Genomic DNA, 24,990 nt, shown 5'->3' on the forward strand with positions numbered 1-24,990 from the left:
GCCGACTCGCCGACAATCCCCAGAACGCCATTCGGCCTGACGGCGGCTGTGCCTTCTCGGCGAACCTTGGACTCCCGCCGGACAAGACCCGGCTCCGACCACCTGGAGGCACGATGCAAGGTCCCGCCACCATGCCAGGCACCCTCAGCCCCGCTCCAGCTCACGCGTACGCCACCTCATCCTGGCCCACCGCCTGCACCGAGCCGGCCGCCACCACGCCGCCCCCCGAAGCCGACGACTCCTCCGACGTCGAGACGGCAGCCACCCACGCTTCCTCGACCGTCCCCGCACCTCCCGGCGATCCCACCGGGCAGAGCTCACGCTGGTACCCCGGCAAGTGGATCACCTGCGCTGTCGCGAACCGAGAGCGCGGCATGTCCACAGCCGAATACGCAGTCGGCACCATCGCGGCCTGCGCCTTCGCCGCGCTCCTGTTCAAAGTGGTCAGCAGCCCGGAGGTGCAGGAGATGCTGAAGTCCCTCATAGACCGAGCGCTCAAGATGACCGGATGACCCTCCACCAGACGCGGAACGCCGCCACCAGGCAACGGTCGGCATCACGCGGCTCGGTGACGGCCGAGACCGCCGCCATGCTGCCCGCGCTCATGATCGTCCTGGCAGCCGCGCTCTGGGCCATACAAGCGGTGAACGTCCAACTGGAATGCGTGGACACAGCCCGAGCGGCAGTGCGCGCCGCAGCCCGAGGTGAGCCGCTGGACCAGGTCCGCGAACTCGCCCGCTCCGCCACCCGCCCAGACGCACACGTAGAGATCGCCCGCGACGCAGAATTCACCCACGTAGAGATCGCAGTAGATGTACGACCAGCTTGGGGCGCTTCGCTGCCGGCCGTCCGCGTGTCGGCCTCGGCGACAGCCGCCACAGAACCGTGACGTCACGCAGGTGCCTGCCGAAATGAGATCTGCCAGGAGGACATGAGCCCTCGTGTCCTCCTGGCAGCCGGGGGGCGAAATCTCCAACCCCTACGGCGTCTTCTACCCACAAGAAGAGACAACAACTCCGCGACGCGGCGCGGAGATCGTCAGCGCGGGAGGTGCGGAAGCGTCTCAAGCTCGGCGAATCGACGACCTTTCACCGATCAATCACGGCGAGGACAAGGATGATCAAGCACAGGGAACGAGGGTCGGCGACCTTATGGGGAGTGGCCCTCATGGGGCTCCTGATGGCGGTTGCCGGAGGGTTGGCCTCCGTGGGGGCGGTTCGTGTGGCCCGCCATCGGGTTGACAGCGCGGCCGATCTGAGCGCTCTGGCCGCGGCCAGAACGGCCATCGTCGACCCCGAGGGCGCGTGCGGCAGGGCGGCCGCGTTGGCCAGAAAGAACGGTGTCCGGCTGGCGGCTTGTGAGCTCACGGGAGAGATCGCGGACGTCCGGACCTCTTTGTCGATCACCTTGCCGATCGCCGGAGCACACACCCTTACAGGCAGGTCTCGCGCAGGGCCGGTCACGATGTCGCCTGGGTAGCAGCTGATCGCGGCGTCCCGTCGTCAGGCCGCCGTCCTAGGGCCTTGGGGGCGCGTGATCGACCGCGACACATGCAGGCCTCGGGGCGTCGCGCGCGAGTCCGGCCACTGGCTGATCGGGAGACGGGACGGCGCGAGCCGAGAGGCCAACGCGCCTGCGCCGGCTCCGGTGCTCACTCTGCCGTCAGTCCCTCGACCAGGCCGGTGGTCGGCCTGCCGAGGAGTCGAGAAAGATCGTCACCGACGCGAGCGAAAACTCCCGCGGCGATGGTCTCGTCGAGACGTGCCAAGAAGCCGGCCAGCTCGCCGTCCATCCCGGAGTTGATCAGTGCTACCCGCAACTCTGCGGAAGTTACAGGGCGGTACGTGACCTCCCGCTTCAGGACGACCGACATCGCGTCGGCAATGTCGGCGTAGGTGAAGTTCGTGTCGCCGGAGAGGCTGTAAGTCACATTGTCGTGCCCAGCTGTGGTGACGACGATGGCCAACGCCTCAGCCAGGTCCTTCCGGCTGGCTGCGGCAACGACGGCGTCGCCGGTCGCTGCGGCGAGAACGCCGGTGAAGCGGGGGCCTGCCAGCGTCTGGATGTAGTTCTCGATGTACCAGGTGTTCCGCAGGATCGTGTACGTCACGCCGGAAGCGGTGAGAGCGTCCTCTGTCGCTCTGTGGTCGGCGTTGATCTCGAACCGGTCGTCGTCGGCTCGAACTCCGCTGGTGTAGTAGAGGTGTCGGACGTTCGCGTTCTTCGCCGCCTCGATGACCGACTCGTGCTGAGCGAGACGGTTCGGGTCTCTGCCCGAGATCAACACGATGTCGGAGTGCCTGGCGACCAGCTCTGCGACGCCGGCTGAATCCGACAGGTCGACGGCGGCGGTGCTGAACCCGGCGGAGGCGAGTTCCCCCAGACGTGCTTGGTTCCGTCCGGCCGCGGTGATTGTTCCGGGGCTGGTTCCACGAGCGACCAGCGCGTCCAGGAGGTGGCGGCCGAGTGCCCCGGTAGCTCCGAAGACCAGGGTGCTCGCCTCAGGCGCGGTCATGGAGGGTGATCTGGTAGCCGTCGGGGTCGGCGAAGGTGAAGGTGCGGCCGAAGGGGCCGTCGATCGGTGCGGAGACGATGGTGTGACCGTCGGCGAGGAGGGCGTCGTGGATGGCCTGGACGTCGGTGGCGTGCAGCCAGATCGCGGCACCGATGCCGGGCTGGGCAACGGAGCCGAGATCGGTGCCGGGAACGACCTCGCGGAGTGCGAAGGCGATCGGCTTCGTCTCGAAGACGACGGCGTGCGGAGGGCCGGCCTGCGAACGGACGAGGCCGAGATACCGCTCGTAGAACGCCTGCGAAGCGTCGAGGTCGCGCGCTTGCAGTGAGATGAAGTCGGGGCCGGTGACGGGCATGAGGATGCTCCTTCAGCTCTATGTCAGTTTTCTGACACGCATCAATGTATGTCAGAATACTGACATGAGTCAAAACGGTGCCGGCGTCGACCTGGACAAATCGCTGGGCTACCTGCTGAAAGAGGCTTCCAGCACCCTGCGTGCAGCCATGGAGGAGGTGCTGCGGCCACTCGGGATGAGCGTGACGCACTACTCCTGCCTGGAGTTGCTGGCTCAACGGCCGGGCTTGTCGAACTCCGAGCTGGCGCGTGGCGCGTTCGTGACCCGGCAGTCGATGAACGTGCTGCTCCAGACCCTGGAGCGAGACGGCTACGTCACCAGGCCCGCGGAGGCGCCCGTCGGGAAGGCGCTTCCCGCGCGGCTCACGCCTCGCGGCCGACGGAGCCTGGAGAAGGCGAGCGCGGCGGTCCGGTCCGTCGAGGTCAGAATGCTGGCCGGCATGACCGAGGCCGAGCAGTCGGACGCGTTCCGGATTTTGCAGAGCATGATTCATTCGCTGCGCGATGGCGACGACGGGGCATAGCTGGTTTCTCGGTGCACGATTCGTCGCGTCGGGACAGTGGTGTGGCGGAGCGTGGAAGTCTGTGCGAGGGACCTCGAACTACTGGCCACCCTGTTCTGCGATGGGCTGATAAATCGTCAGGCGAGCGAAATGGATAAGGGCCTTGTGACGTGGGCTGCGGGCATCGATGGTGGCGTGCGAATCAGAGGGTGTGAGGTGCGAGGCGTGGCGGCTCGTGCGCTGGGGCTTTCCGCTTGAAGCGTGCGGAGTAAGGCGCGAGGGGCGCGGGGATGAGTCGACGGCGGCTTCGCCTGGAACCTGGCGGAGCAAGTTGAAGCCAGGGTGGGGTCGGCGGGGTGTGTCGCGTGAAACGCCACGTAGGGTTCGTGGGGCGTGTCCCTTGTGAAACGCCACGGGATGTTCTTGGGGGCGTTCTCGTGTGAAGCGTTGCAGGGAGTCCCGCGGGGGCGTTCTGGAGTGAAGCGCTGAGGAGGCTCGCTGGACTTTCCGGTGTGAAGCGCTGAGGGGGTGCGCGAGACGTTCCCATGTGAAGCGTTGCGGGGAGGCCCGGGGCGTTTCGGTGTGAGGCGGGGCGCGGAGATTCTCGGGATTTGTTCTTAGGTGAGGTATTGCGCGAAAGTCTGGGGCCGAAGTTGTGTGATTGATGGGAGAGGCGCCTTTTCGGCTGGGGTTTATTGGTCTTTTTGGATCATCCCCATCAAACAGGCGATATTTCTGTGAGTTGCGGTGCAATGTCGCAATCGAGTCACGACTTCTTGGACGCGGTGTCCAAGAGTTCGCTACGTCGCATAAGGTTCCGCTTACCCTCGGTTCATGCCATCCACGGCGCGCTTCCAGAACGTCGCCAACAGGGCGAATTCAGGAGCGGTCGGTGACCGCATCGGCCGGGCGGACTGCACTTCCGGTCGTCGCGTGCACGCCCCCTGGACGGTCATGCGGCGCGAGGCTCTCTGTGGAGGGAATCGTCGTGACGGTGGTTGGCAGAGTGGTGGCCGCTGTGGCGGTCGTGGCGGGTTCGATCGTCCTGGGCGGGTCGGCGCAGGCGGCTGTGGTGACGCGGCAGGCCGAAGCCTCTGGGCAGATCACGTCGCCTTCCGACGGCCAGGTGGTCACGGGGTCGTCCGTGACGGTTTCTGCCCAGACCGGGTTGATGCAGCTCAAGATGGGTTTGTACGTCGAAGGCCCCGCCACGCCGAGCCAGAGGGTCGCCGGAGGCGGGGCGAACCAGACGATCTCCGGTACGTTCGACGCCGGCAGCGCGCCCAACGGCACCTTCACCGTGACGCTCAAAGGAGACATCACGGGCACCAGGTACGCCACCAGCACGTTCAAACTGCGGCGACCTCCCGAGCCCCCGGGGAACGTGGACGCGCGTCTGGAGGGCACCACCAAGGTCGAGGTGACCTGGAGCAAGGGCTCGGAGCCGGATCTCCAGTCCTATGAGGTCTCCACAAGTCAGTCCGGCGTCGTCGGCCGGCTGTCCGTGGACAACGCGTGCTCCGGGTCCTCGTGCAAGGCCGTCCTCGCGGTGCCCGCCAAGGCGGCGGGGCGGCGCGTGGGCATCACGGTCAAGGCGTTCCGCGGCGACGGGGACGGTGGTTCGGTCGCGTCGGGCAAATCGGGTGTCGCGTACGTCACGGTTCCCGCGCCGGCCGCGTCCCAGCCCAAGAAGCAAACGACCAAGCAACAGACGACCAAGAAGCAGACGACCAAGAAGCAGACGACCAAGCAGCAGACGACCAAGCAGCAGACGACGAAGACGGACGGGAGGACGCGGGTCGATCCGCTGCCGACCCTCCCGGCCAAGAAGCACGTCAGGCCCACGACCGTACCCACCCGCAAGCCCACGACGACCCGCAGGCACACCTCCGCCCTGCCCGCAATGCCGGAAAGCCTCCCGACCTCGACCGCGGCCGACCCGGGCCGCGAGGAAGCGTCCGGGACGAACAAGCGCGCGGACGACGACACCGAAGCGGCTGCGATCCAGGCGGGCGGCGTCAGGGCGCAGTCGGACGAGTCGCCGACGGGGAACTTCGGGCAGTACGGGATGTACGTGACAGGAGGCCTGCTGCTTCTCCTGCTCGCGGCGCACGCCGGTGCATGGGCTCGGCGGCGCGCGCTGGCCACCGGCGCCGGGCGTGGCGGTGCGAGCGCCGCGGCTTCGGCCAGCCGTGCAGCCACATCAGCAGGAAGCAGGGCGGTTCAGCCCAACCCCGACGAGGTTCCGCGAGCCAGGACAGCGTCCCGACGTCCTACCGTGGTGCTCGCCGTCGCCAGGACACGCATGCCGGAACCTCCCCAGCCGAACCCCCCGACGCCCCTGCCCGAGCCTGCGATCAGGCAAGGCGCCGGCGAAGACGAGAGGGCAGGGGATGCGCAGGGCCAGGCGCGTGAGACGCCGCAGCGTGCTCTCGAAGGGGCGGCCGCCGCACCTGGTCCGCTTCCAGAAAGCGCGGCCCCCAGGGCGGGGGAGGCTCAGGGTGCGTACGACGTTCGGGGGTGGCGGGAGGCGGAGCCAAGGGGGGCTCGGATGCCGGGTGGGGCGTCGAGGCAGGTGCCGGTCGCTCTGCCGATCCATCTGAGCGTGCAGGACTTACGCGCGGCCCAGAAAGCACGGGAGACAGGCCGTCACGAGGCTCGGCCGAAAACGGGCCGGGAAACGGGCCGGGAAACGGCGGGGGAGGCAGGGCAGGATCCGCAGAATCCGCCGCGCATCGCGTTGCCCAGTTCGGCTGTTACGGACGTTCCCGAGCCCGCCACCGGCCCCGTCGTCCCACCCGCCACCCCCCTGGAGCAGCGTTGGGACGACTACCTGCCACCGTCGCCCAGGTGCATGGAGGACAGCGGTTTCTGGGAGCGTCCGCTGCCGGGCGCCGGCGACTTCTGGGCCTCCGACGACGACGATGACGATGACGATGAGCGGGCGTATGCGGGGCGCCGGCCGGAGAAGGGTGACAGTTAGGACAGAGGGCCGGGGGCGAGGAGGATGTCCAGGAGCTGGAGCGCGCCGCGTTTGTGCAGGGGCTCGTTGCCGTTGCCGCACTTCGGGGACTGGATGCAGGACGGGCACCCGCGCTCGCACTCGCAGGACGCGATCGCCTCACGCGTGGCCGTCAGCCAGTCGGTGGCCCGCGCGTAGCCGCGTTCGGCGAAGCCCGCGCCGCCTTCGTGGCCGTCGTACACGAAGACGGTGAGCAGGCCGGTGTCGGCGTGCAGTTCGGTGGAGACGCCCCCGATGTCCCATCGGTCGCAGGTGGCGAACAGGGGGAGCAGGCCGATCGAGGCGTGCTCGGCGGCGTGCGCGGCGCCGCCGAGGTCGATGTCCGCCGCCGCGAGCGGCGCGACCGCCGTGGCGGGCAGGGTCCACCAGACCGCGCGGGTGCGGAGGGTGCGCGGCGGCAGGTCGAGGGGTTCGTCACCGAGCATCTCGCCTGACTGCAGGCGTCTTTTCAGGTACGAGACCACCTGCCTGGTCACCTCCACCTCGCCGAAGTGCAGCGTTCCCGGGCCGAGGGGGCGCGAGCGCTGGGTGGCGAGGATGGAGATGTCGGTGATGTCGCGGGCGAACGTGGAGTAGTCGGGATTGGCTGCCTCGACCAGGGCGACTCCGGCGTCCAGGTCGAGGGTCTCCACGAGGAAGGTCTCGCCCTGGTGGAGGTAGACCGCGCCGGTGTGGACCGTGGTGTGGGCGGACGGCTCGTCCACGCTGCCGAGCAGGCGGCCGGTCGACGACTCGACCACCTGGATCGGGGCGCCTCCGCCGCCTCTGATGTCGGCGAGGTCGGTGGCGCGTTCGCGGCGGGTCCAGAACCAGCCTGCGGGACGGCGTCTCAGGAGGTTCCGGGCGACCAGGTCTTCCAGGACGTCGGCGGTGGTGGCGCCGAAGACGGGCAGGTCGTCGTCCGTCAGCGGGATCTCGGCGGCGGCGGCGCACAGGTGAGGGCCCAGGACGTACGGGTTTTCCGGGTCCAGGACGATCGCCTCCACCGGCCGGCCGAACAGGGCCTGCGGGTGGTGGACGAGGTAGGTGTCCAGGGGGTCGTCCCTGGCGATGAGCACGGCGAGGGCGTCCTGGCCGTCGCGTCCTGCCCGGCCGGCCTGCTGCCAGAGGGAGGCGCGGGTGCCGGGCCAGCCGGCGATCAGCACGGCGTCCAGGCCCGAGACGTCCACGCCGAGTTCGAGGGCGTTCGTGGTGGCCAGGCCCATGAGGGTGCCGGCGCGCAGGGCCTTCTCCAGGAGGCGGCGGTCCTCGGCGAGGTAGCCGGCGCGGTAGGCGGCGACCTTGTCGGGGAGGGCGGCCAGGTCTTGGACGTCGTCGGGGATGGCCCAGGTGAGCGGGCTCGGCGGGGTGGAGTGGCGCGGGTCCTGGACGTCGGATGCGGCGCTTCCGGTGGGGGGAGTGGAATCCTGAGGGGTCGAGGAGGAGGCGAGCGGCGAGGACTCGGCGCCGGGGGAGAAGCCCGGGGGCGTGGCTTCGGGTGTCGCGTGCGGGGGCCAGGGCGTGGCTTCGGGCGTGGCGTGCGGGGGCCAGGGCGCGGTTTCGGGCGTGGCGTGCGGGGGCCAGGGGGCGGTGACGGAGAAGGCGACGTCGGCCAGCTTGGCGCGGGCGGACAGGGCGACCGTCTCGGCGCCGCGTCGCGAACGCACGAACGCGAGCGTCCGTACGTTCGCCAGGACCAGGTCCGCGAGGAGGTCAGCGGCCTCCGCAGTGGCCGTGCGGCGCACAGGAGCCCCTCCCTCGCCCCGCAGGTCCGTCAGGGGCGGTTCCCAGAGCGCGATGGTCGTAGAACCCTTCGGAGAGGCGTCCGTGGTCACCTCGTCCATCTCAAGCCCCGTCAGCCTCATGGCGAACATGCCGGGCTCGCTCGCCGTGGCCGAGGCGAGCATGAACGTGGGGCGCGAGCCGTACCGGGCGCAGACGCGGCGCAGGCGGCGCAGGATCTGGGCCACGTGCGAGCCGAAGACGCCGCGGTATCCATGGCACTCGTCCACGACCACCATGCGGAGGCGGCGGAAGAACGAGGACCACTGCGCGTGGCGGGGCAGCACGCCGCGGTGGAGCATGTCCGGATTGGTCAGGACGTAGTTGGCGTGCTGGCGGATCCACGTGCGTTCCTCGAAGGGGGTGTCGCCGTCGAAGCAGGCGGCGCGCACCTGCGTGATGCGCAGTTCGCGCAGGCCGCGGAGCTGGTCGGCGGCCAGGGCCTTGGTCGGCGTCAGGTACAGGACGGTGCCGCCGTCGAGGCAGGAGGCGACCGCCGGCGTGAGGTACGCCAGGGACTTGCCCGAGGCCGTTCCGGTACTGATGATCACGTTTCGGCCACGGAAAGCCAGGTCGGCGGCTTCGTGCTGGTGAGGCCAGAGTCCTGTAACTCCACGGTTCGCCAAGCGCGTAACCAGGACTTCCGGCGCCCAGTCCGGCCAACGCGCTTGACCCGCCTGACGTGCAGGAACATGCTCCACATGGGTGACACGCTCATGACGTGCGGGAACTCCGAGCAGGTGGGCGAGGAGTGGACCTGCCTGTTGTGGGGAGGATGCCGAGGAAGTCACTGTTTCCAGTCTTGCATCGATGGGCAAAGTCGCCGGGAATCGTGATTTCGTATAGACACAAGCCAGACGCGTGGTTGAATGCCGCGCGTCAGGGTCGGACAATCTGGGGCCACGCTCCAGATTGCCAGGCCCGCAAGAGTACTTTCGCAGGCGAGGCGCTGGAGGATCTGTGGATCTGAAGTTGGATCACCGCACCGAAGACCGACTCACCATCGTGGAGGTCGAGGGTGAGATCGATGTCTACACGGCGCCGAGATTGCGTGAGCTCCTCATCGACCTGGTGAACAAGGGCAACTTCCACCTTCTGGTGAACATGGAGAAGGTCGACTTCCTCGACTCCACGGGGTTGGGAGTGCTCGTCGGAGGGCTCAAGAGGGTCCGGGCGCACGACGGCTCGCTCGAGCTGGTGTGCACCCAGGAGCGCATCCTCAAGATCTTCCGCATCACCGGTCTGACCAAGGTCTTCGGGATTTACGCTTCCGTCGACGAGGCCAAGGAAGCTCACGGCAAAGACAAGTAGCATGGCTACCGTCGAGCTGACGTTCAGCGCTCTCCCCGCGCATGTGCGGACCGCCCGGCTGGTGGCCACGGCGATCGCCCGTCGTACCGGCGTGGAGGAATCGCTGCTGGACGAAGTCAGGCTCGCCGTGGGTGAGGCATGCTCCCGGGCGGTCGAGGCGCATCGACTTCACTGCCCGGGCGAGCCCATCCGCATCGAGCTACGTGACGACTCCGGGCGTTTCGAGGTCACGGTCAGCGATCTGGCCCCCAGTGACGAGATCAAGCAGGAGCAGCCGCTCGATCTGGGCATGCTCTCTGACTCGTTCATGTCAGGCTTCGGCATCGCCGTCATCACGGGTCTGGCCGATGACGTCGAGGTCTTCCCCAGCCCCAAGGGGACGAACATCCGGATGAGCTGGCCCGCCTCCAACGGGGCGGGTTCCTGACCTGACATCGCTTGGATCGGTCCCTTGTCTCCCAAGGGGCGTGTTCGAGCTGGTCGGGTGTGGTTTCAGGGGCGATAGACGGGGATGAGGGGATGTCCGGTCGTGGCATGCCTTCCTCCCTGTCGAGTCGCGCCACGTTTCTGCATGTCCTGACGAGGGCGCTCGGTGCCTCGTCCTGTCGGCATGTCCGGACGGCCTGCATCGATCCGAGAGAAGCGGCAGCGTGTGCTCGGTCGCCGGCGGACCCGCCCAGGGTCTTGGCCAGGCCTGGTGCAGGGCTTAGCGAAGCCGGGGTGCAGGGGTCCTGCGGGAGCCGTTCAGCGAGGTCCCGATGCAGGGGTTCAGCGCCGTAGGGGCTCGGCGTGGACCGGCCGAAGAGCTCAGAGCGGCCCGCGCGGGGCTGGCGCGGCATCGAAGCAGTGCGAGGGCCGCACGCCTCCAGGCCGCACGCCTCCAGGTCGCACGTCTCCAGGTCGCACGTCTCTACGCCACACGTCTCTACATCGCACGTCTCTACGTCGCATGCTGCCTGGGCTTCGGCCTCAGAGCAGGCCCAAGTCCGCTTCGCGCGTTCAACCGCTGTGTTGTGCGGCGAGACGTCCAAGTTTCGATCGGGCGGTAGCTCGAGGGCGCGGACTGCGGGCCGGCGGTGCAGGCGGTTCTGCAGGGGGCGGGTCAGCGGCTGGGATCGAAGGGCGAAAATCTACGGCAGCGCAGCCGGAGGCTGGAGTCCGAAGGACAGCGTGGCAAGGGGCTGGGCTGAGAGCTCAGTACGGTGCGACGACTTCGCCGGCGAGGGGCGCGCCTGAGGGGCGGAAGGCCAGGACGGCGGCGTGGCTGGGCTGCCTGACGTGCCTTGGTAGAGCAATACGACTGCCCATGGCTCTTGCCGCCGCAGTGGTGTCTGTGGACAGGGGTGGGAGTTGTCCACAGGCTGTGGATGAGTGGGGGATAGTCGGCCGGGTTGTTGGAAGGGCTTGCGCTGGGCGCCGTGTGTCGCGGGGCGTGTGGCGGCGGGCCGTGTGGGCCTGGCTGTGTCCCTGCGAGGCCGTGGCGTTGTGCCGCGTCGGTCAGGCCGCGGCCGGCGGCCCGAGTCACGGAGGGCGCGTCCGCCGGTCGTGGCGCCCCGCCGCATCTCGCGGCGGTGGCGCTGGAAGGTGGCGCTGGAAGGGAAGGTGGTCCCGGAAGGTGGCGCTGGAAGGGAAGGTGGTCCCGGAAGGTGGCGCTGGAAGGGGGCCGGTAGGTGGCGCCGGAAGCTGGCCAGGGGGCGGGGCCGGGAGGTGACGGTCCGGCGGTGGTGTGCGGAGGTGCCGCCAGGTGGTGGGGGCGGGGTGTGTGTGGAAGGGGGTCGGCGTGTCGTGGGGATTAAATCTGGGTTTCGGGCGGTCCGATTTGTGGGGTTGTCACGCCCGTAAACCTGAGGAAATTTCGCCTGTCAGATCTCAAACCGGCCCGCTGTCAGGGGATTACTGAACGCCCGCGCAAATACCCGCCCCGAGAGCCTTCATATCCGTTCAGTGCCTGCGTAGACTCCCGGCACCGGCCAAGGTGATCCGGCGGAACCGCGGATTCAACCGGAAGCGGCACCCACAACCCGGATGGTGCCGCACCCGCCCGCCGAGAGATCCGCAGCACCGTTCGGGCGAGACGACCGGTCTTGCCGAGGAGAACGATGAGCAGGCACATGCTGGCATTGGCGCCAGCGCCCAATCTGTCCCTGAGCGGTAACAATCTCACCATAGTGATCGTGGTAGCCGCGGTCGCGCTGATCGCGCTAGCCGTCGCCGGCGGCCTCGTACGCGAGGTGCTGTCCGCCGGCCAGGGCACCGAACGCATGCAGAACATCGCGCGAGCCGTGCAGGAAGGCGCGGCTGCCTATCTCGCGCGCCAATTCCGCACACTGGCGATCTTCGTGATCGTCATTCCCTTCCTGTTGCTCTTGCTGCCGGGCGAAATGGACGTACGCGTCGGTCGCTCGATCTTCTTCGTGGTCGGTGCGGTGTTCTCCGCATTGACCGGATTCATGGGCATGTGGTTGGCGGTGCGCGGAAACGTGCGCGTCGCCGCCGCGGCCAACGAGTCGGGCGAGAAGCGCGCCATGCGCGTCGCCTTCCGCACCGGCGGCGTCGCCGGCATGTTCACCGTCGGCCTCGGGCTGCTCGGTGCGGCCGTGGTCGTCTTCATCTACCAGGGCGAGGCGCCCCACGTTCTCGAAGGCTTCGGGTTCGGGGCGGCGCTGCTGGCGATGTTCATGCGAGTCGGCGGCGGCATCTTCACCAAGGCCGCCGACGTCGGTGCCGACCTGGTGGGCAAGGTCGAGCAGGGCATCCCCGAGGACGACCCGCGCAACGCCGCGACGATCGCCGACAACGTCGGTGACAACGTCGGCGACTGCGCGGGCATGGCGGCCGACCTGTTCGAGTCGTACGCGGTCATGCTGGTCGCCAGCCTCATCCTGGGCAAGGTGGCCTTCGGCGAGCAGGGCCTGATCTTCCCGCTGATCGTGCCCATGATCGGCGTGCTGACGGCGATCATCGGCATCTTCGTCACCGGGCTGCGCGACCGAGACCGCAGCGGCATGGCGGCGATCAACCGCAGCTTCTTCATCTCGGCCGGGATCTCGGCGGTGCTGGTCGCCGCGGCGGCCTTCTGGTATCTGCCCAGCAGCTTCGGCGCCCTGTCGGGCTCGACCGTCACCTCCGACGCCGATCCGCGCCTGATCGCGGTGGGCGCGGTGCTGATCGGCCTGGTCCTGGCCAGCGCCATCCAGCTGCTGACCGGCTACTTCACCGAGACCAACCGCCGTCCGGTGCGCGAGATCGGCGAGAGCTCGGCCACCGGCCCGGCCACCGTCATCCTCGCCGGCATCAGCGTCGGCCTGGAGTCGGCCGTCTACTCGGCGCTGATCATCGGCGGCGCGGTCTACGGGGCGTTCCTGCTCGGGTTCGGGAACGTCACGATCGCGCTGTTCGCGGTGGCCCTGGCCGGCACCGGCCTGCTGACCACGGTCGGCGTCATCGTCTCCATGGACACCTTCGGCCCGGTCTCCGACAACGCCCAGGGCATCGCCGAGATGTCCGGCGACGTCGAGGGCGAGGGCGCGCGGGTGCTCACCAGCCTCGACGCCGTCGGCAACACCACCAAGGCCATCACCAAGGGCATCGCCATCGCCACGGCCGTGCTGGCGGCGACGGCGCTGTTCGGCGCGTTCCGCACGGCGGTGGAGGACCAGCTCTCGAAGGCCGGCCAGGACATCAAGGCGGCGCTCGGCGCCTTCTCCACCTTCAGCCTCAGCATCGACCAGCCCAACGTGCTGGTGGGGCTGATCGTCGGCGCCGCGGTGGTGTTCCTGTTCTCCGGCCTGGCGATCTCGGCGGTCGGCCGCGCGGCCATGCGGGTGGTCTTCGAGGTACGCGACCAGTTCCGCAACAAGCCGGGCATCATGGACGGCACCGAGAAGCCCGAGTACGGCCGCGTCGTGGACATCTGCACCCGCGACTCGCTCCGCGAGCTGGCCACGCCCGGCCTGCTGGCGGTGATGACCCCGATCGCGGTCGGGTTCGCGCTCGGCTACGCGCCGCTCGGCGCGTTCCTGGCCGGCGCGATCGCCTGCGGCACCCTGATGGCCGTCTTCCTGGCCAACTCCGGTGGCGCCTGGGACAACGCGAAGAAGCTGGTAGAGGACGGGCACCACGGCGGCAAGGGCTCCGAGGCCCACGCCGCCACGGTCATCGGCGACACGGTCGGCGACCCGTTCAAGGACACCGCGGGCCCGGCCATCAACCCGCTGATCAAGGTGATGAACCTGGTGGCGCTGCTGGTCGCGCCGGCCGTCGTCCTGTACGCGGGCAACGCCGCGCTGCGGGTCGGCATCACGGTGGTGGCGGTGGCGGTGGTGGTGGCGGCCATCGTCGTCTCCAAGCGCAGGTCGGTGACGAGCGAGCCGGCCAACAACGACCGCGAGCACGAGCCCGTGGCCTCGTAACGACCGATCGGCGAGACGCCCGTCCCGGCCAGGGGCGGGCGTCTTCGCATGTGGGTGGGTGGCGCGGGGACGGCGGGGGCGCGGTGGGAAACTGGGCGGGTGGAAGAGGACAACCGGCCCTCGGGCGGGAAGACGCTGGGCCTGATCCTGCTGGCGATGCTGGTCATCCTGGGCGTGATCATCGGGCTCGGGATCTGGGCGTCGAGGGGATGACGGGTCAACGCATGGACGGGTCGACGACAAGTCGAGGAAATGACGGGTCGACGCATGGACGGGTCGACGACAAGTCGAGCGAATGACGGGTCGAGGTGACGACGTGACGCGGACCCTGATACTGCTCCGCCATGCCAAGGCCGCACAGGTGCCCGGCCTGGCCGATCGCGAACGTCCGCTGACCGAGCGCGGCGAGCGCGACGCCGGCCGGGCCGGCGACGAGATCAGGGCGGCCGGGCTGAGCCCCGACGCGGTGCTCTGCTCACCGGCGCTGCGGACCAGGCGCACCGCCGAGCTGGCCTTCCCGGGCATGGAGATCAGCTACGAACGCGACATCTACCAGGCATATCCGGAAGAACTGCTGGAACTGCTCCGCAGGACCGACCCGGAGCTGGGCACGGTCGTATTGTGCGGGCACAATCCCGCGGTGCACGAGCTGGCCCTGCAACTGGGCGGCGGCGACTACGGCTTCCGGCCCGGGGCGTTCGCGGTGATCCAGGTGGAGGCGGCGTGGGTAGACCTGTGGCCGGGGGAGGGACGCCTGGTCATGCACTGGGCTCCCAAGGAGCACTGACCGGGGACGACGCCTATGCGGGGGGCCGCCAGAGCGCTGCGTGACGGCTTCTCGCTGCCCGCGCGTCCGCCCTGGGGGTACGGGCTGCTGTGCGGGCTCGCGGTGGCCGGGCCGCTGCTGGCCGGGGTGCTGGCGGGCCGGCCGCAGTCGGGGGCGTTCCTGGCCCTCGGGGCCTACCTGACGGCGTTCGGGGACACGTACGGGCAGCCGTACGCGGCGCGGGCGCGGTCCATGGCCATCAAGATCGTGCTGATCGCCGGCGGGTGCTGGCTGGGCCTGTATCTGGCGGACCGGCCCTGGTGGGCGGTGCTGGCGCTCGGAGCGGTCGCCGCGGCGGGCGGCCGGTGGCGTACGGTCGGGACGCCGCCCGCGTTCGCCCTGGTCACCGGGTTCTATCTGGCGGTGCCCGCGGGTTTCGGGCCGCCCGAGCTGATGGTGTTCGGCGGCCTCCTGTACGCCGTGCTCGCCCTGGCCCTGTGGCCGTTGCGCCGGTTCGACCCGCTGGCGACGGCGCTGGGCGAGGCCGTCCGCGCCGTGGCCGGGCTGATCGACGGGCTCGCCGGCGACGACTGGGACGAGCGCAGGGAACGTGCGTCCAAGGCCCTGGAGACGGCGGCCACGGCGTCGGCGTCGTTCGAGAGCATGGACGCGGCCGGCCGGTCCGCCGGTGCGTACGTCGAGGCGCTGGTCCGGATCTTCCACGAGACGGTGGCGCTGCGCGCCCTGCGCGCGACGGCCCCGGACGAGCAGGACGGGATCGACGACGTGGCCACGACGCTGGCCGCGGACCTGCGGGAGGCCGCGGACGGGCGGCGGGCCGGGGTGGTGGAGGCGCTGGCCGTCACCGCCGACTACGCCGAGCGCCTGGGCGCGCGCGAGCCGGGCGCCGACCCGGCGGCGCTGCGCAGCGGCGCGGTGCTCGGGCAGGCCCGGCGCTGCCTGGACCGGATCGCGGTGGGGGTGCGCACGGTCGGCCTCCTGGCCGCCCGGCACGTGCCACCGGCGGGCCGCGGGCTGCTGCCGGGGTTGCCAGGAAGGCCGCCGACGGGCGGCGGGCTGTTGGCCGGGTTGCCGGAAAAGCCGCCGGAGAGCCGCGGGCTGTTGCCCGGGAAGCCTGCGGCGGGTCGCCGGCTGTTCCCGCGGCTGCCGTGGAAGCCGCCGCCGGGCGGTTCGGGGCCCGAGCACGCCGGGCGGCTGGGGCTCACCGCCGCCGTGGCGATGGCGCTGATGCTGGGGGTGCACGAGCAGTACGGCAAATGGTTCGTGTTCACCGTGCTGCTGGCGGTGCGGCCCACCTACGGGGACACCGTCGAGCGGGTGGTGCTGCGGGTGGCCGGCACCGTGGCGGGGGCCGCGGGGGCGGCGTTGATCCTGGCGGCGGTGCCGGGGCCCTACACGATCGTGGGGACGGTGCTGGTGTTCGGCACGCTCGGGTTCGCCCTGCGCGAGGTGAGCTACGGCTACTGGTCGATCTTCGCGACGCCGCTGGCCATGATGCTCACCGACTTCTCGACCCGGCTCGACTGGGAGGCGGCGGGGATCAGGCTGGCGCTCACCGCGGCCGGCGGCGTGCTGGCGCTGGCGGCGGCCCGGCTGCTGTGGCCGCGCGGCCAGGCGGGACGGCTGCGCGGCCTGGCCGCCGAGCTGCTGCGCGAGCACGCGTGCCTGGTCCGCGCGCTGGCCGAAGGCGACCTGGACCGGCTGCCCGACCGTACGGAGTCCGCCGGGACGGCGGCCGACCGGCTGCGCGAGTCGCTGGACAAGCTGGACAAGGAGCCGGGCGGCAGGGCGCCGGCCGAGCTGCGCGCCGCGCTGACGCTGGCCAGGAAGCTCAGGGACGACGCGATCCTGCTCGGCGCCGTGCTGCGCGGGGCCGAACCCGGCTCGGACGCCACCGCCGGCGTGCTGGACGCGGTGGCCGACCGGCTGGACGCCGTGGGGCAGGCCGTACGGGAGCGCGAGCCGCCGCCCGCCGCCGACGCGTTCGAGTCGCAGCTGGACGAGGTGGCGCGCGAGGTCAGCTCGCTGATGGAGGAGGCGGCGGCGGGGGAGGGCACGGCCGTGCGCAGGCGGCTGCGGCACGCGGTGACCGCCCACCCGGCGCTCAGGTCGCTCTGCAAGGACGCGCTCGACCTGGCCGCCGAGGTCACCGCCCGGTTCAGGACGTGAGCACGCCGTCCTCGGCGTCGGCGGCCTCGACCTCGTCCCTGGAGATGCCCAGGAGGTAGAGGATCGAGTCGAGGTAGGGCGTGTTGACCGCGGTGTCGGCCGCCTGCCGGACGACGGGCTTGGCGTTGAAGGCGATGCCCAGCCCGGCCGCGGCGATCATGTCGAGGTCGTTGGCGCCGTCGCCGATGGCCACCGTCTGGGAGATGGGCAGCCTGGCCTCCCTGGCGAACCGCTCCAGCGCGCGGGCCTTGCCCGGCCGGTCGACGATCTCGCCGACGACCCGCCCGGTGAGCTTGCCGTCGATGACCTCCAGGACGTTCGCCGCCGAGTAGTCGATGCCCAGCTCCTCGACCAGGGCGTCGGTGATCTGGGTGAAGCCGCCGCTGACGATGGCGAAGCGGTAGTCGAGGCGCTTGAGCGTACGGACGAGGGTGCGGGCGCCCGGGGTGAGCACGACCTCCTGGCGCACCTGCTCGAACACCTCGGCCGGCAGCCCTTCCAGCAGCGCGACCCGGCGGCGCAGCGACTCGGCGAAGTCGAGCTCGCCGCGCATGGCCTGCTCGGTGACCCGGGCGACCTCGTCGAGGCAGCCGGCGTGCGCGGCCAGCAGCTCGATGACCTCGCCCTGGATGAGGGTGGAGTCGACGTCCATGACGATGAGCCGCTTGGCCCGGCGGGACAGGCCGGTGCGCTGGACGGCGACGTCGACCTCCTGGGCGGCGGCCTCGGCGGCCAGCTCGACGCGCAGGGCGGCCGGGTTGGCGCCGGAGACCGACAGCTCGATGCAGGTGACGGGCCACTGGGCGAGGCGTTCGATGCGGTCGATGTTCGCGCCGGCGGCGGCGATGCGGCCGGCGATGCCCGCGATGGCGGCGGGCTGGAGGGTGGCGCCCAGCACGCTGACCGACAGGCGGCCGCGGCGGCGCTGCTCCTTGGCCTGGGAGCCGGTGGAGAGCTCGACCTCCATCCCGAGGTCTTCGGCCACCCGTTCGACGGCGGTCCACATCGCGCCGAGGGTGGTGCCCGTGCCGGTGGACGGGCCGCCGGCGTACGCGACGAGCACGCCGAGCGTGAGCCTGCCGCGGATGACGACCTGTTCGATGTCCGCGACCGTCACCGGGAACCCGGACAGCACGGAGAAGAGCCTGGAGGTGACACCGGGCCGGTCGGGGCCGGTCAGGGTGATCAGGAGGGTGCGCTGGTCCACATCCAGCCACGGTACTGCGCCCGGTCCGGTGCCCGCGCAGCAGGCTCGCCATTCGGACACGGGCGCAGCGTGACTAGCGGACGATCCTGGTCCTGACGGTCTTGGCGTAGCCGTGCACGGGGACGCCGACGCGCTCCAGCTCCTCCTCGGCCAGCGCCCACGTGCCCTTCTCCTGGTCCCACATGCCCTGCTGGACGTCGTAGGAGACCACGCCGAGGGTCGCCTTCTGCGTGCCCGTGGCGTTCTTCTTCAGCTTCGCGTAGAAGTCGAGGCGCACCCAGTCCTTCTTCTCCAGGACGTAGGGGACGCTGCAGTACAGGGCGCGGCCGTCGAGGGTGCAGACGGTGCCCTTCGGAGCGTCGTAGCGGACCCTGCGCAGGTCCACGCCCTTCGGGAACTGGCCGCCGACGAACCAGGCGTCGGCCGAGAACGGGCCGGTGTTGGTGGCCTTGAGGCTGTACCTGATCTGGCCGCCCGCCTTGGCGGTCTTCGACGCCTGCAGCTTGATGTCGAAGACCGCGAACGGGGCGTCGGCCGCCTTGGCGGCGTGGGCGGCGGTGGTCGTCGTGGCGGACGCGGGCACCGCCGGGACAATCAGCGCACCGGCCAGCAAAGCCAGCGAGGCGACCTTAGTGAGGGAGTTGCGCATCAACGTCTCCGGAGAGGAAGTGGCACGGGGACGCGCACGAACAAGCCCCCGTAAATGTCCGCTGTTCCTATCACGAGGGCAAAATCCATGTAAAGCTTATTTATCCAGAATCAAGTGCGTGTCGCCGAACTCGTGCCACAGATATCCCTTCCGCAGCGCTTCTTCGTACGCGCGTGCCAGCGCTTTCTCGCCGGCGATCGCCGTCAGCATGAGCAGGTGGCTGGAGCGCGGTTCGTGCAGGCCGGTGATGAGCCCGGTGACCGCCCGTACGCCGACGGCCGGGGTGACGACGTGGCCGGTCCAGCCGGAGGCGGCGCCGACCTGGCCGTCCGGGCCCACGGCGGTCTCCAGGGCGCGCACGACGGTCGTCCCCGCGGCGATCACCCGGCCGCCGTTCCGCCGGGTCAGGTTGACCAGCCGGGCGGTGGCGGCGGGCACCTCGTACCGCTCGGCGTAGGGCCGCTCGTCCTTCTCGGGCGAGGCCACGCCGGTGTGCAGCGTGACGGGCGCGATCGTCACGCCCCGCGAGACCAGCGCGGTGACCAGCTCGGAGGTGAACGGCCGGGCCGCGCTCGGCATCTCCGCGCTGCCCGGCACGGTGGCGAACACCGTCTGGTAGGCGTCGATGGGCCAGTCGGCCGGCACGTACGAGTAGCGGATCGGACGGCCGTGCTCGCGCAGGTACGGCAGCACGTCCCGGTCCAGCCGCGCCCGCCACAGCCGCGGCGTCTCCCGTTCGATCAGCCGCAGCGTGGCCCGGCCGGGCAGCGGCAGCCACTCGCCCGGCTCCCCGCCGCCGTACGGCTCGGACGCCTTGGCGGTCCTGCGGCGCAGCTCGACCAGCCAGGTGCCGTCCTCGCGGGCGGTCGAGAAGTGCACGGCGAGCCGGTCGAGCCGGACCGCCGCGGGCAGCGTCGCCGAGTTGTTGACCACGATCAGGTCGCCGGGGTCGAGCAGTCCGGGCAGGTCCCCGAACCGGTGGTGGGCGGGCTCGGCATCGCCGCGCGAGATCATCAGGCGCACCGCGTCCCTGGCCAGCCCGCGCGCCTCGGGCGGCTCGTGGGCCGACAGGTCGTCGGGCAGCGCGAAGTCCAGCAGCGCCGTCATTGCAGGCTCACCTTCCCGCCCGCCGGCCGGGACGTGACCAGGTCGCGCAGCGCCGCGGCCACCTTGGCGGGGTCGGTCGCCGCGGACGCCTCCTCGGCCCCGACGGCGTCGGCGAGCATGCGGGTGTTCATCTCGCCCGGGTCGGCCCACCAGACCCGCAGGCCGGGCTCCTCGGCGGCCAGCACGTTCGACAGCTGCTCCAGGGCGGCCTTGGTCGCGCCGTAGCCGCCCCAGCCCGGGTAGGCGCCGGTGGCGGCGTCGGAGGTGATGTTGACCACGGCCCCGCCGGCCGCGCGCAGGGCGGGCAGCGTGGCCTGGATGAGCGCGAGCGGCGCGGTCACGTTCGTCTCCAGCAGGACCCGGAACGCCTCCAGCGGGTAGCCCGCCAGCGGCGGCAGGGGGGTCACCCCGAGGTCACTGGCGTTGTTGACCAGGAGGTCCAGCTCGGGCACGGCCCGTCCCAGCCGCGCGACGTGCTCCGGGTCGGTCACGTCGCCGGGGATCGCGGTGGCGCCCAGCTCGTCGGCGACCCGGCGCAGCTCGTCGGCGCCGCGGGCGGTGAGCACGAGGGACCAGCCCGCCTCCGCCAGGGACCTCGCCAGGGCGAGGCCGAGGCCGCGGGAGGCGCCGGTGATGAGAGCGGTGTTCGTCATGACATCGACGCTAGGATCGGCGCGCCGCGCCGGCATCGGACGCAGGGCCCGCCCCGGCCTGGGCACATCGTCCTAGGACTCCGCCCCTGGAGCGGGACCCTAGAGTGGGTCCGTGAGCTCATCGGACCGGGACGAGATCCTGCAGGCGGTGAGTTCCGCCGTGCTCGCGGTCACCCGGCATCTGTCGGTCCGCGAGGTGCTCCAGGTCATCGTACGGTCGGCGCAGCGCCTCCTCGACGCCCGCTACGCCGCGCTCGGCGTGCCCGACGACGACGGCTCGTTCGCCGAGTTCGTCGCCGAGGGCATCACCGACAAGCAGTGGGAGGCCATCGGCCCGCTGCCCAGGCAGCACGGCATGCTCGGCGCGATGCTCCGCGAAGGCACCCCGGCCCGGCTGCCCGACCTGCGGGAGGACCCGCGGTTCGAGTGGTGGCCGAAGGCGCACCCGGTGATGAAGGACTTCCTCGGCGTCCCGATCCGCGACGCCGACCAGGTGATCGGCATCATCTTCCTGGCCAACAAGCGCACCCCCGGCGGGTTCACGCAGGAGGACCAGGAGCTGCTGACGCTGTTCGCCGCGCACGCCGCCATCGCGCTCACCAACGCCAGGCTTTACGAGCGCGGGCGCGAGCTGGCCATGCTGGAGGAGCGCAACCGGGTGGCCCGCGAGCTGCACGACGCGGTCACCCAGAAGTTGTTCTCGCTCCGGCTGACCGCCCAGGCCGCCGCCACCATGCTGGACAAGGCCCCCGAGAAGGCGCACGCCGAGCTCGAACGCGTCCAGCGCCTGGCCGGGGAGGCGCTGTCGGAGCTGCGCGCGGTGATCGTCGAGCTGCGCCCGGCCGAGCTCGACCGCCACGGGCTCGCCGAGACGCTGCGCAAGCACGTGCGCATGCTCGACCGGCTCCACCCCTCGCTGGTCACGTTCGAGTGCGACGAGCTGCCGCCGCTCGACTCGGCGGTGGAGGTGGCCGTGCTGCGGGTGGCCCAGGAGGCGCTGCACAACGCGCTCAGGCACTCCGGGGCCTCGCGGGTGTCCGTACGCCTGGCCCTCGGCGACGGGGCGCTGGCGCTGACCGTCCACGACGACGGCGACGGCTTCGAGCAGGGGGAGTCGCGCGGCCTGGGCCTGGTGTCGATGCGCGACCGGGCGGAGTCGGTCGGCGGGGCGATGACGGTCTCCTCGGCCCCCGGCCAGGGGACCACCGTACGCGTGGAGGTGGGCGTGTGATCCGGGTGCTGATCGCCGACGATCATCCGGTGGTCCGGCAGGGGCTGCGGACGTTCCTCGACCTCCAGGACGACGTCACCGTCGTCGGCGAGGCGGCCGACGGCGCGCAGGCCGTCGAGCTGGTCGGCGAGCTGAGGCCCGACGTGCTGCTGCTCGACCTGAAGATGCCGGTGCTCGACGGGCTCGGCGCGCTGGAGCGGCTGGCCGGCTCGGCCACGCGGGTGGTGGTGCTGACGTCCGTGAGCGACCGGTCCGACGTCGGCCCGGCGATGCGGGCGGGGGCCGCGGGCTTCCTCTACAAGGACGTCGATCCGTCCGCGCTGGTCCAGGCCGTGCGCGCGGTGCACAACGGTCAGGTGCTGCTCGCGCCGGAGGCGGCCGAGGCGATGCTGGCCGCCCCGGCGCCCGCGGCCGCCGTGCCGGGGCCGGCGCCGCTGACCGAGCGGGAGCGCGAGGTGCTCGCCCTGATCGCGGCCGGGCGGTCCAACAGGGAGATCGCGCGCAGCCTCGCCGTCGCCGAGAAGACCGTCAAGACCCATGTGTCGAACGTGCTGATGAAGCTGGGCGTCCAGGACCGGACCCAGGCCGCGCTGTACGCCGTGCGGCACGGCCTGGCCTGACCTCGGCGGCCTTCGCCGGTCGGGCCCCCGGGCCGCCTACGAGTGGCGTGCCGGCTCGAAGATGGCGTGATGGGCGGCCACCAGGGCGCGGCGGACCGCCCGGTCGAGCTCCCGCAGGGCCGTGGCCCTGGCCGCCACCTGGGTCGAGGTGAGCCCGCGGTCGTCGGCCAGGACGAGGACGGCGGCCAGCCGGGTGGCCAGCGTGGAGACGCGGTGGGCGCGGGCCGGGTAGCCGGGGGCCAGCTCGCCGCCGCGCTGCGGCCGGTCGGGCCGCGTCTGGGCCGGGCCGTCGACGCCGGTCAGCGCCTCGGTGGCGGCGCGCATGGCCGACGACAGCTCGTGCTCGGCCTCGGCCAGCGAGGGCAGGTCCTGGCGTACCGGCCCGGCGTCGTGCACCTCCAGGCGGGTCCCCACGTAGGAGGAGCCGCGCCGGTCGGGCACGGGCACCAGGCCGAGCCGCCGGTCGCGCAGCACGGCGACGGCGGCCTGCCCGGCCTCCACGGCGGAGGAGTTGAACGGCGCCGGCCCGGACAGCCCCAGCGGGTCGCCGGGCGCGGGAAGGGCGAGCCGGAACTCGTGCAGACCGTCGGACCGCAGGTTTGCGAGGTATTTACGCAGCGGCACGTCACCGGCGACGACGGGCCCCGCGACGGCTTCCACGTGGTCAGCCGCCTCGTCGAGGCCGACGTGACCGGAGAGCCACGCGTTGCCCCAGGCGACCAGCGAGGGACAGACAGGTGATTCAGGGTGCACCGATCCACGATAAGCGCTCGCCCTGCAATAGGTTTGTCCCCAGGGTGACTCCAGAGGTCCCCAGGGTGACTCCTAAGGAGGGAACGGGGATGGGTGGTCAGGTGCTGCGGCTCCAGGACGTCGCCGTCAGGCGCGACGGAGCGGCCCTGCTGCGCGGCATCGACTGGACGGTCAACGAGGACGAGCGCTGGGTCGTCATCGGTCCCAACGGCGCGGGCAAGACCACGTTGTTGCAGGTCGCCGCGACGTTGCTCTATCCGACCGAGGGCGTGGTCGAGGTGCTGGGGGAGCGGCTGGGTCAGACCGACGTGTTCGACCTGCGGCCGCGCATCGGGCTGGCGAGCGCCGCGCTGGCCGAGCGCATCCCGCCGGAGGAGAAGGTCATCGACCTCGTCCTGACCGCCTCGTACGCCATCATGGGCCGCTGGACGGAGGAGTACGACTCCAACGACGTCACCAGGGCCGTCGAGCTGATCGACATGATGGGCGCGGCCCACCTGATCAGGCGGCGGTTCGGCACCCTGTCGGAGGGTGAGCGCAAGCGGGTGCAGATCGCCCGCGCGCTCATGCCCGACCCCGAGATGCTCCTGCTCGACGAGCCGGCCGCCGGCCTCGACCTGGGCGGCAGGGAAGACCTGGTGCGCCGGCTGTCGGCGCTGGCCGGCGACTACCGCTCGCCGACGCTGGTGCTGGTGACGCACCACGTCGAGGAGGTGCCGAGCGGGTTCACGCACGGCCTGCTGCTGCGGCACGGTTCGGTGGTGGCGCAGGGGCCGCTCGACCACGTGATGACGGCCGACAACCTCTCCCGGACGTTCGGGGTGCCGCTGACGCTCGACCGGAGTGCCGAGGGCCGCTGGTACGCCAGGGCACACTGACCTCACTGGATCACCATTTATGCGGATATCGGTCGCCTAAAGGTGAAACGAAATATCATGCACCGAGTCGGTCCCCTCGACTCCGGAGCTTCGCCATGTCGACCGAGCAGCTCGTCGTCGCCCTCGTCGTGGTCGCGGCGATGGGTTTCGTGGTGGTCCGCAGCATCCGCATCGTCCCGCAGGCCACGGCGGCCATCATCGAACGGCTGGGCCGCTACCACCGCACGCTGACGCCCGGGCTCAACATGGTGGTCCCGTTCGTCGACCGCATCAAAGACCTGATCGACCTGCGGGAACAGGTCGTCTCGTTCCCACCGCAGCCGGTGATCACGTCCGACAACCTGGTGGTGTCGATCGACACGGTGATCTACTTCCAGGTCACCAACCCCAAGGCGGCCACGTACGAGATCGCGAACTTCCTGATCGGCGTCGAGCAGCTCACCGTCACCACGCTGCGCAACGTGGTCGGCGGCATGGACCTGGAACGCACGCTGACCTCGCGTGAGGAGATCAACACCGAGCTGCGCGGCAGCCTCGACGAGGCAACCGGCAAGTGGGGCATCCGGGTCAACCGGGTCGAGCTGAAGGCCATCGACCCGCCCGTGTCCATCCAGGACTCGATGGAGAAGCAGATGCGCGCCGACCGGGACAAGCGCGCCGCCGTGCTGGCCGCCGAGGGGCAGCGTCAGGCGGCGATCCTGGCCGCCGAGGGCGACAAGCAGGCGGCCGTGCTGCGCGCCAGGGGCGAGGCGGAGGCCGCCGTGCTGCGGGCGCAGGCGGACGCCGAGGCCCAGGCCATGCGCGCCAAGGGCCAGGCCGACGCGATCGGCATGGTCTTCAAGGCCATCCACGACGGCAAACCCGATCAGCGGCTGCTGGCCTACCAGTACCTCCAGACCCTGCCGGAGATCGCCAAGGGTGACGCCAACAAGGTGTGGATCGTGCCCTCGGAGATGGGCAAGGTGCTGGAAGGGCTGGGCGGGCTGTTCGCCCCGCCTGCGCCCAAGAACCCCGAAGAATAACTCAAACACATGTACGGATAAATACCGGCCTAAGTG

At 70.8% G+C, this 24,990-nt stretch carries 22 protein-coding genes; 14 read left to right on the forward strand and 8 right to left on the reverse strand.

Going from position 1 to position 24,990, the window contains the following annotated elements:
* The first annotated feature begins 131 nt into the window (after positions 1 to 131).
* The 3 genes from AB0J71_RS22935 (at position 132) to AB0J71_RS22945 (ending at position 1,479) form a co-directional block, all read left to right on the forward strand.
* Complete coding sequence (locus AB0J71_RS22935) at positions 132 to 512, forward strand: DUF4244 domain-containing protein (protein ID WP_364415880.1); 381 nt, start codon at positions 132 to 134, stop codon at positions 510 to 512.
* The gene (locus AB0J71_RS22940) at positions 509 to 889 is read left to right on the forward strand and encodes a TadE family type IV pilus minor pilin (protein WP_352319141.1); all 381 of its coding nucleotides are present in this window, start codon (positions 509 to 511) and stop codon (positions 887 to 889) included. The genes AB0J71_RS22935 and AB0J71_RS22940 overlap by 4 nt, the downstream gene beginning before the upstream one ends.
* Before the next feature lie 227 nt (positions 890 to 1,116).
* Positions 1,117 to 1,479 (forward strand): Rv3654c family TadE-like protein, encoded by a 363-nt coding sequence (locus tag AB0J71_RS22945; protein ID WP_352319139.1) that lies wholly within the window; start codon positions 1,117 to 1,119, stop codon positions 1,477 to 1,479.
* Between the two features lie 172 nt (positions 1,480 to 1,651).
* On the opposite strand, the gene AB0J71_RS22950 is transcribed toward AB0J71_RS22945, so the two are convergent.
* Positions 1,652 to 2,515: an NAD(P)H-binding protein gene (locus AB0J71_RS22950; RefSeq protein ID WP_364415882.1), complete on the reverse strand. Its 864-nt coding sequence runs from the start codon at positions 2,513 to 2,515 to the stop codon at positions 1,652 to 1,654.
* A complete protein-coding gene (locus tag AB0J71_RS22955; RefSeq protein WP_352319135.1) occupies positions 2,502 to 2,870 on the reverse strand; it encodes a VOC family protein in 369 nt (122 codons plus the stop codon). Before AB0J71_RS22955 ends, AB0J71_RS22950 begins: the two co-directional genes overlap by 14 nt.
* A gap of 64 nt (positions 2,871 to 2,934) precedes the next feature.
* On the opposite strand from AB0J71_RS22955, the gene AB0J71_RS22960 reads away from it, so the two are divergent.
* On the forward strand, positions 2,935 to 3,393 hold the full coding sequence (locus tag AB0J71_RS22960) for a MarR family transcriptional regulator (RefSeq protein WP_352319133.1): 459 nt from the start codon (positions 2,935 to 2,937) through the stop codon (positions 3,391 to 3,393).
* Between the two features lie 967 nt (positions 3,394 to 4,360).
* Positions 4,361 to 6,355 carry a hypothetical protein gene (locus tag AB0J71_RS22965; RefSeq protein ID WP_364415885.1) on the forward strand — a complete coding sequence of 665 codons (1,995 nt, stop codon included), beginning with the start codon at positions 4,361 to 4,363 and terminating at the stop codon, positions 6,353 to 6,355.
* Here AB0J71_RS22965 and AB0J71_RS22970 read toward each other — a convergent pair.
* Positions 6,352 to 8,706, reverse strand: coding sequence for a DEAD/DEAH box helicase (locus tag AB0J71_RS22970; RefSeq protein ID WP_364415887.1), 2,355 nt, complete (start codon positions 8,704 to 8,706; stop codon positions 6,352 to 6,354). The genes AB0J71_RS22965 and AB0J71_RS22970 overlap by 4 nt on opposite strands.
* Before the next feature lie 409 nt (positions 8,707 to 9,115).
* Here AB0J71_RS22970 and AB0J71_RS22975 point away from each other — a divergent pair, with 409 nt between their 5' ends.
* The 5 genes from AB0J71_RS22975 (at position 9,116) to AB0J71_RS22995 (ending at position 16,834) form a co-directional block, all read left to right on the forward strand.
* Entirely contained in the window at positions 9,116 to 9,466 is a 351-nt protein-coding gene (locus tag AB0J71_RS22975) for an STAS domain-containing protein (protein ID WP_043629845.1), read from the forward strand.
* A gap of 1 nt (position 9,467) precedes the next feature.
* Positions 9,468 to 9,893, forward strand: a complete 426-nt coding sequence (locus AB0J71_RS22980) for an ATP-binding protein (protein ID WP_352319127.1) — start codon at positions 9,468 to 9,470, stop codon at positions 9,891 to 9,893.
* 1,672 nt (positions 9,894 to 11,565) lie between these two features.
* On the forward strand, positions 11,566 to 13,878 hold the full coding sequence (locus AB0J71_RS22985) for a sodium-translocating pyrophosphatase (protein ID WP_352319125.1): 2,313 nt from the start codon (positions 11,566 to 11,568) through the stop codon (positions 13,876 to 13,878).
* 316 nt (positions 13,879 to 14,194) lie between these two features.
* Positions 14,195 to 14,665: a histidine phosphatase family protein gene (locus AB0J71_RS22990; protein ID WP_352319123.1), complete on the forward strand. Its 471-nt coding sequence runs from the start codon at positions 14,195 to 14,197 to the stop codon at positions 14,663 to 14,665.
* A gap of 15 nt (positions 14,666 to 14,680) precedes the next feature.
* Positions 14,681 to 16,834, forward strand: coding sequence for an FUSC family protein (locus AB0J71_RS22995; RefSeq protein ID WP_364415889.1), 2,154 nt, complete (start codon positions 14,681 to 14,683; stop codon positions 16,832 to 16,834).
* On the opposite strand, the gene serB is transcribed toward AB0J71_RS22995, so the two are convergent.
* The 4 genes from serB to AB0J71_RS23015 form a co-directional block, all read right to left on the reverse strand.
* Positions 16,824 to 18,041, reverse strand: coding sequence for a phosphoserine phosphatase SerB (gene serB / locus AB0J71_RS23000; RefSeq protein ID WP_352319119.1), 1,218 nt, complete (start codon positions 18,039 to 18,041; stop codon positions 16,824 to 16,826). The genes AB0J71_RS22995 and serB overlap by 11 nt on opposite strands.
* Before the next feature lie 73 nt (positions 18,042 to 18,114).
* Entirely contained in the window at positions 18,115 to 18,690 is a 576-nt protein-coding gene (locus AB0J71_RS23005) for a hypothetical protein (protein ID WP_352319117.1), read from the reverse strand.
* 96 nt (positions 18,691 to 18,786) lie between these two features.
* Positions 18,787 to 19,797, reverse strand: a complete 1,011-nt coding sequence (locus AB0J71_RS23010) for an S-adenosylmethionine:tRNA ribosyltransferase-isomerase (protein ID WP_352319116.1) — start codon at positions 19,795 to 19,797, stop codon at positions 18,787 to 18,789.
* Entirely contained in the window at positions 19,794 to 20,450 is a 657-nt protein-coding gene (locus tag AB0J71_RS23015) for an SDR family oxidoreductase (protein WP_352319114.1), read from the reverse strand. Before AB0J71_RS23015 ends, AB0J71_RS23010 begins: the two co-directional genes overlap by 4 nt.
* 112 nt (positions 20,451 to 20,562) lie before the next feature.
* Between AB0J71_RS23015 and AB0J71_RS23020 the strand changes: the two genes are divergently transcribed.
* Together AB0J71_RS23020 and AB0J71_RS23025 are read left to right on the forward strand one after the other, a co-directional pair.
* Positions 20,563 to 21,681, forward strand: coding sequence for a GAF domain-containing sensor histidine kinase (locus AB0J71_RS23020; RefSeq protein WP_364415891.1), 1,119 nt, complete (start codon positions 20,563 to 20,565; stop codon positions 21,679 to 21,681).
* Positions 21,678 to 22,301 (forward strand): response regulator transcription factor, encoded by a 624-nt coding sequence (locus tag AB0J71_RS23025; RefSeq protein WP_352319110.1) that lies wholly within the window; start codon positions 21,678 to 21,680, stop codon positions 22,299 to 22,301. The genes AB0J71_RS23020 and AB0J71_RS23025 overlap by 4 nt, the downstream gene beginning before the upstream one ends.
* A 36-nt stretch (positions 22,302 to 22,337) precedes the next feature.
* Here the strand turns inward: AB0J71_RS23025 and AB0J71_RS23030 are convergent, their stop codons facing one another.
* Complete coding sequence (locus AB0J71_RS23030) at positions 22,338 to 23,054, reverse strand: hypothetical protein (RefSeq protein ID WP_364415893.1); 717 nt, start codon at positions 23,052 to 23,054, stop codon at positions 22,338 to 22,340.
* An 89-nt stretch (positions 23,055 to 23,143) separates the two neighbouring features.
* Here AB0J71_RS23030 and AB0J71_RS23035 point away from each other — a divergent pair, with 89 nt between their 5' ends.
* Together AB0J71_RS23035 and AB0J71_RS23040 are read left to right on the forward strand one after the other, a co-directional pair.
* The gene (locus tag AB0J71_RS23035) at positions 23,144 to 23,932 is read left to right on the forward strand and encodes an ABC transporter ATP-binding protein (RefSeq protein ID WP_352319106.1); all 789 of its coding nucleotides are present in this window, start codon (positions 23,144 to 23,146) and stop codon (positions 23,930 to 23,932) included.
* Between the two features lie 95 nt (positions 23,933 to 24,027).
* Complete coding sequence (locus tag AB0J71_RS23040) at positions 24,028 to 24,954, forward strand: SPFH domain-containing protein (protein WP_352319105.1); 927 nt, start codon at positions 24,028 to 24,030, stop codon at positions 24,952 to 24,954.
* The last annotated feature ends 36 nt before the right edge of the window (positions 24,955 to 24,990 follow it).

The organism is Nonomuraea sp. NPDC049637 (genome assembly GCF_040675235.1).
Taxonomy (GTDB): Bacteria; Actinomycetota; Actinomycetes; order Streptosporangiales; family Streptosporangiaceae; genus Nonomuraea.

Bases quoted from the DNA above. Each gene is read 5' to 3' on its own strand.
- AB0J71_RS22955 (WP_352319135.1), bottom strand. From the start codon at position 2,870: ATGCCCGTCACCGGCCCCGACTTCATCTCACTGCAAGCGCGCGACCTC.
- AB0J71_RS23015 (WP_352319114.1), bottom strand. From the start codon at position 20,450: ATGACGAACACCGCTCTCATCACCGGCGCCTCCCGCGGCCTCGGCCTC.
- AB0J71_RS22940 (WP_352319141.1), top strand. From the start codon at position 509: ATGACCCTCCACCAGACGCGGAACGCCGCCACCAGGCAACGGTCGGCA.
- AB0J71_RS22960 (WP_352319133.1), top strand. From the start codon at position 2,935: ATGAGTCAAAACGGTGCCGGCGTCGACCTGGACAAATCGCTGGGCTAC.
- AB0J71_RS23040 (WP_352319105.1), top strand. From the start codon at position 24,028: ATGTCGACCGAGCAGCTCGTCGTCGCCCTCGTCGTGGTCGCGGCGATG.
- AB0J71_RS22995 (WP_364415889.1), top strand. From the start codon at position 14,681: ATGCGGGGGGCCGCCAGAGCGCTGCGTGACGGCTTCTCGCTGCCCGCG.
- AB0J71_RS22980 (WP_352319127.1), top strand. From the start codon at position 9,468: ATGGCTACCGTCGAGCTGACGTTCAGCGCTCTCCCCGCGCATGTGCGG.
- AB0J71_RS22945 (WP_352319139.1), top strand. From the start codon at position 1,117: ATGATCAAGCACAGGGAACGAGGGTCGGCGACCTTATGGGGAGTGGCC.
- AB0J71_RS23005 (WP_352319117.1), bottom strand. From the start codon at position 18,690: ATGCGCAACTCCCTCACTAAGGTCGCCTCGCTGGCTTTGCTGGCCGGT.
- AB0J71_RS22935 (WP_364415880.1), top strand. From the start codon at position 132: ATGCCAGGCACCCTCAGCCCCGCTCCAGCTCACGCGTACGCCACCTCA.
- AB0J71_RS23035 (WP_352319106.1), top strand. From the start codon at position 23,144: ATGGGTGGTCAGGTGCTGCGGCTCCAGGACGTCGCCGTCAGGCGCGAC.
- AB0J71_RS22985 (WP_352319125.1), top strand. From the start codon at position 11,566: ATGAGCAGGCACATGCTGGCATTGGCGCCAGCGCCCAATCTGTCCCTG.
- AB0J71_RS23010 (WP_352319116.1), bottom strand. From the start codon at position 19,797: ATGACGGCGCTGCTGGACTTCGCGCTGCCCGACGACCTGTCGGCCCAC.
- AB0J71_RS22950 (WP_364415882.1), bottom strand. From the start codon at position 2,515: ATGACCGCGCCTGAGGCGAGCACCCTGGTCTTCGGAGCTACCGGGGCA.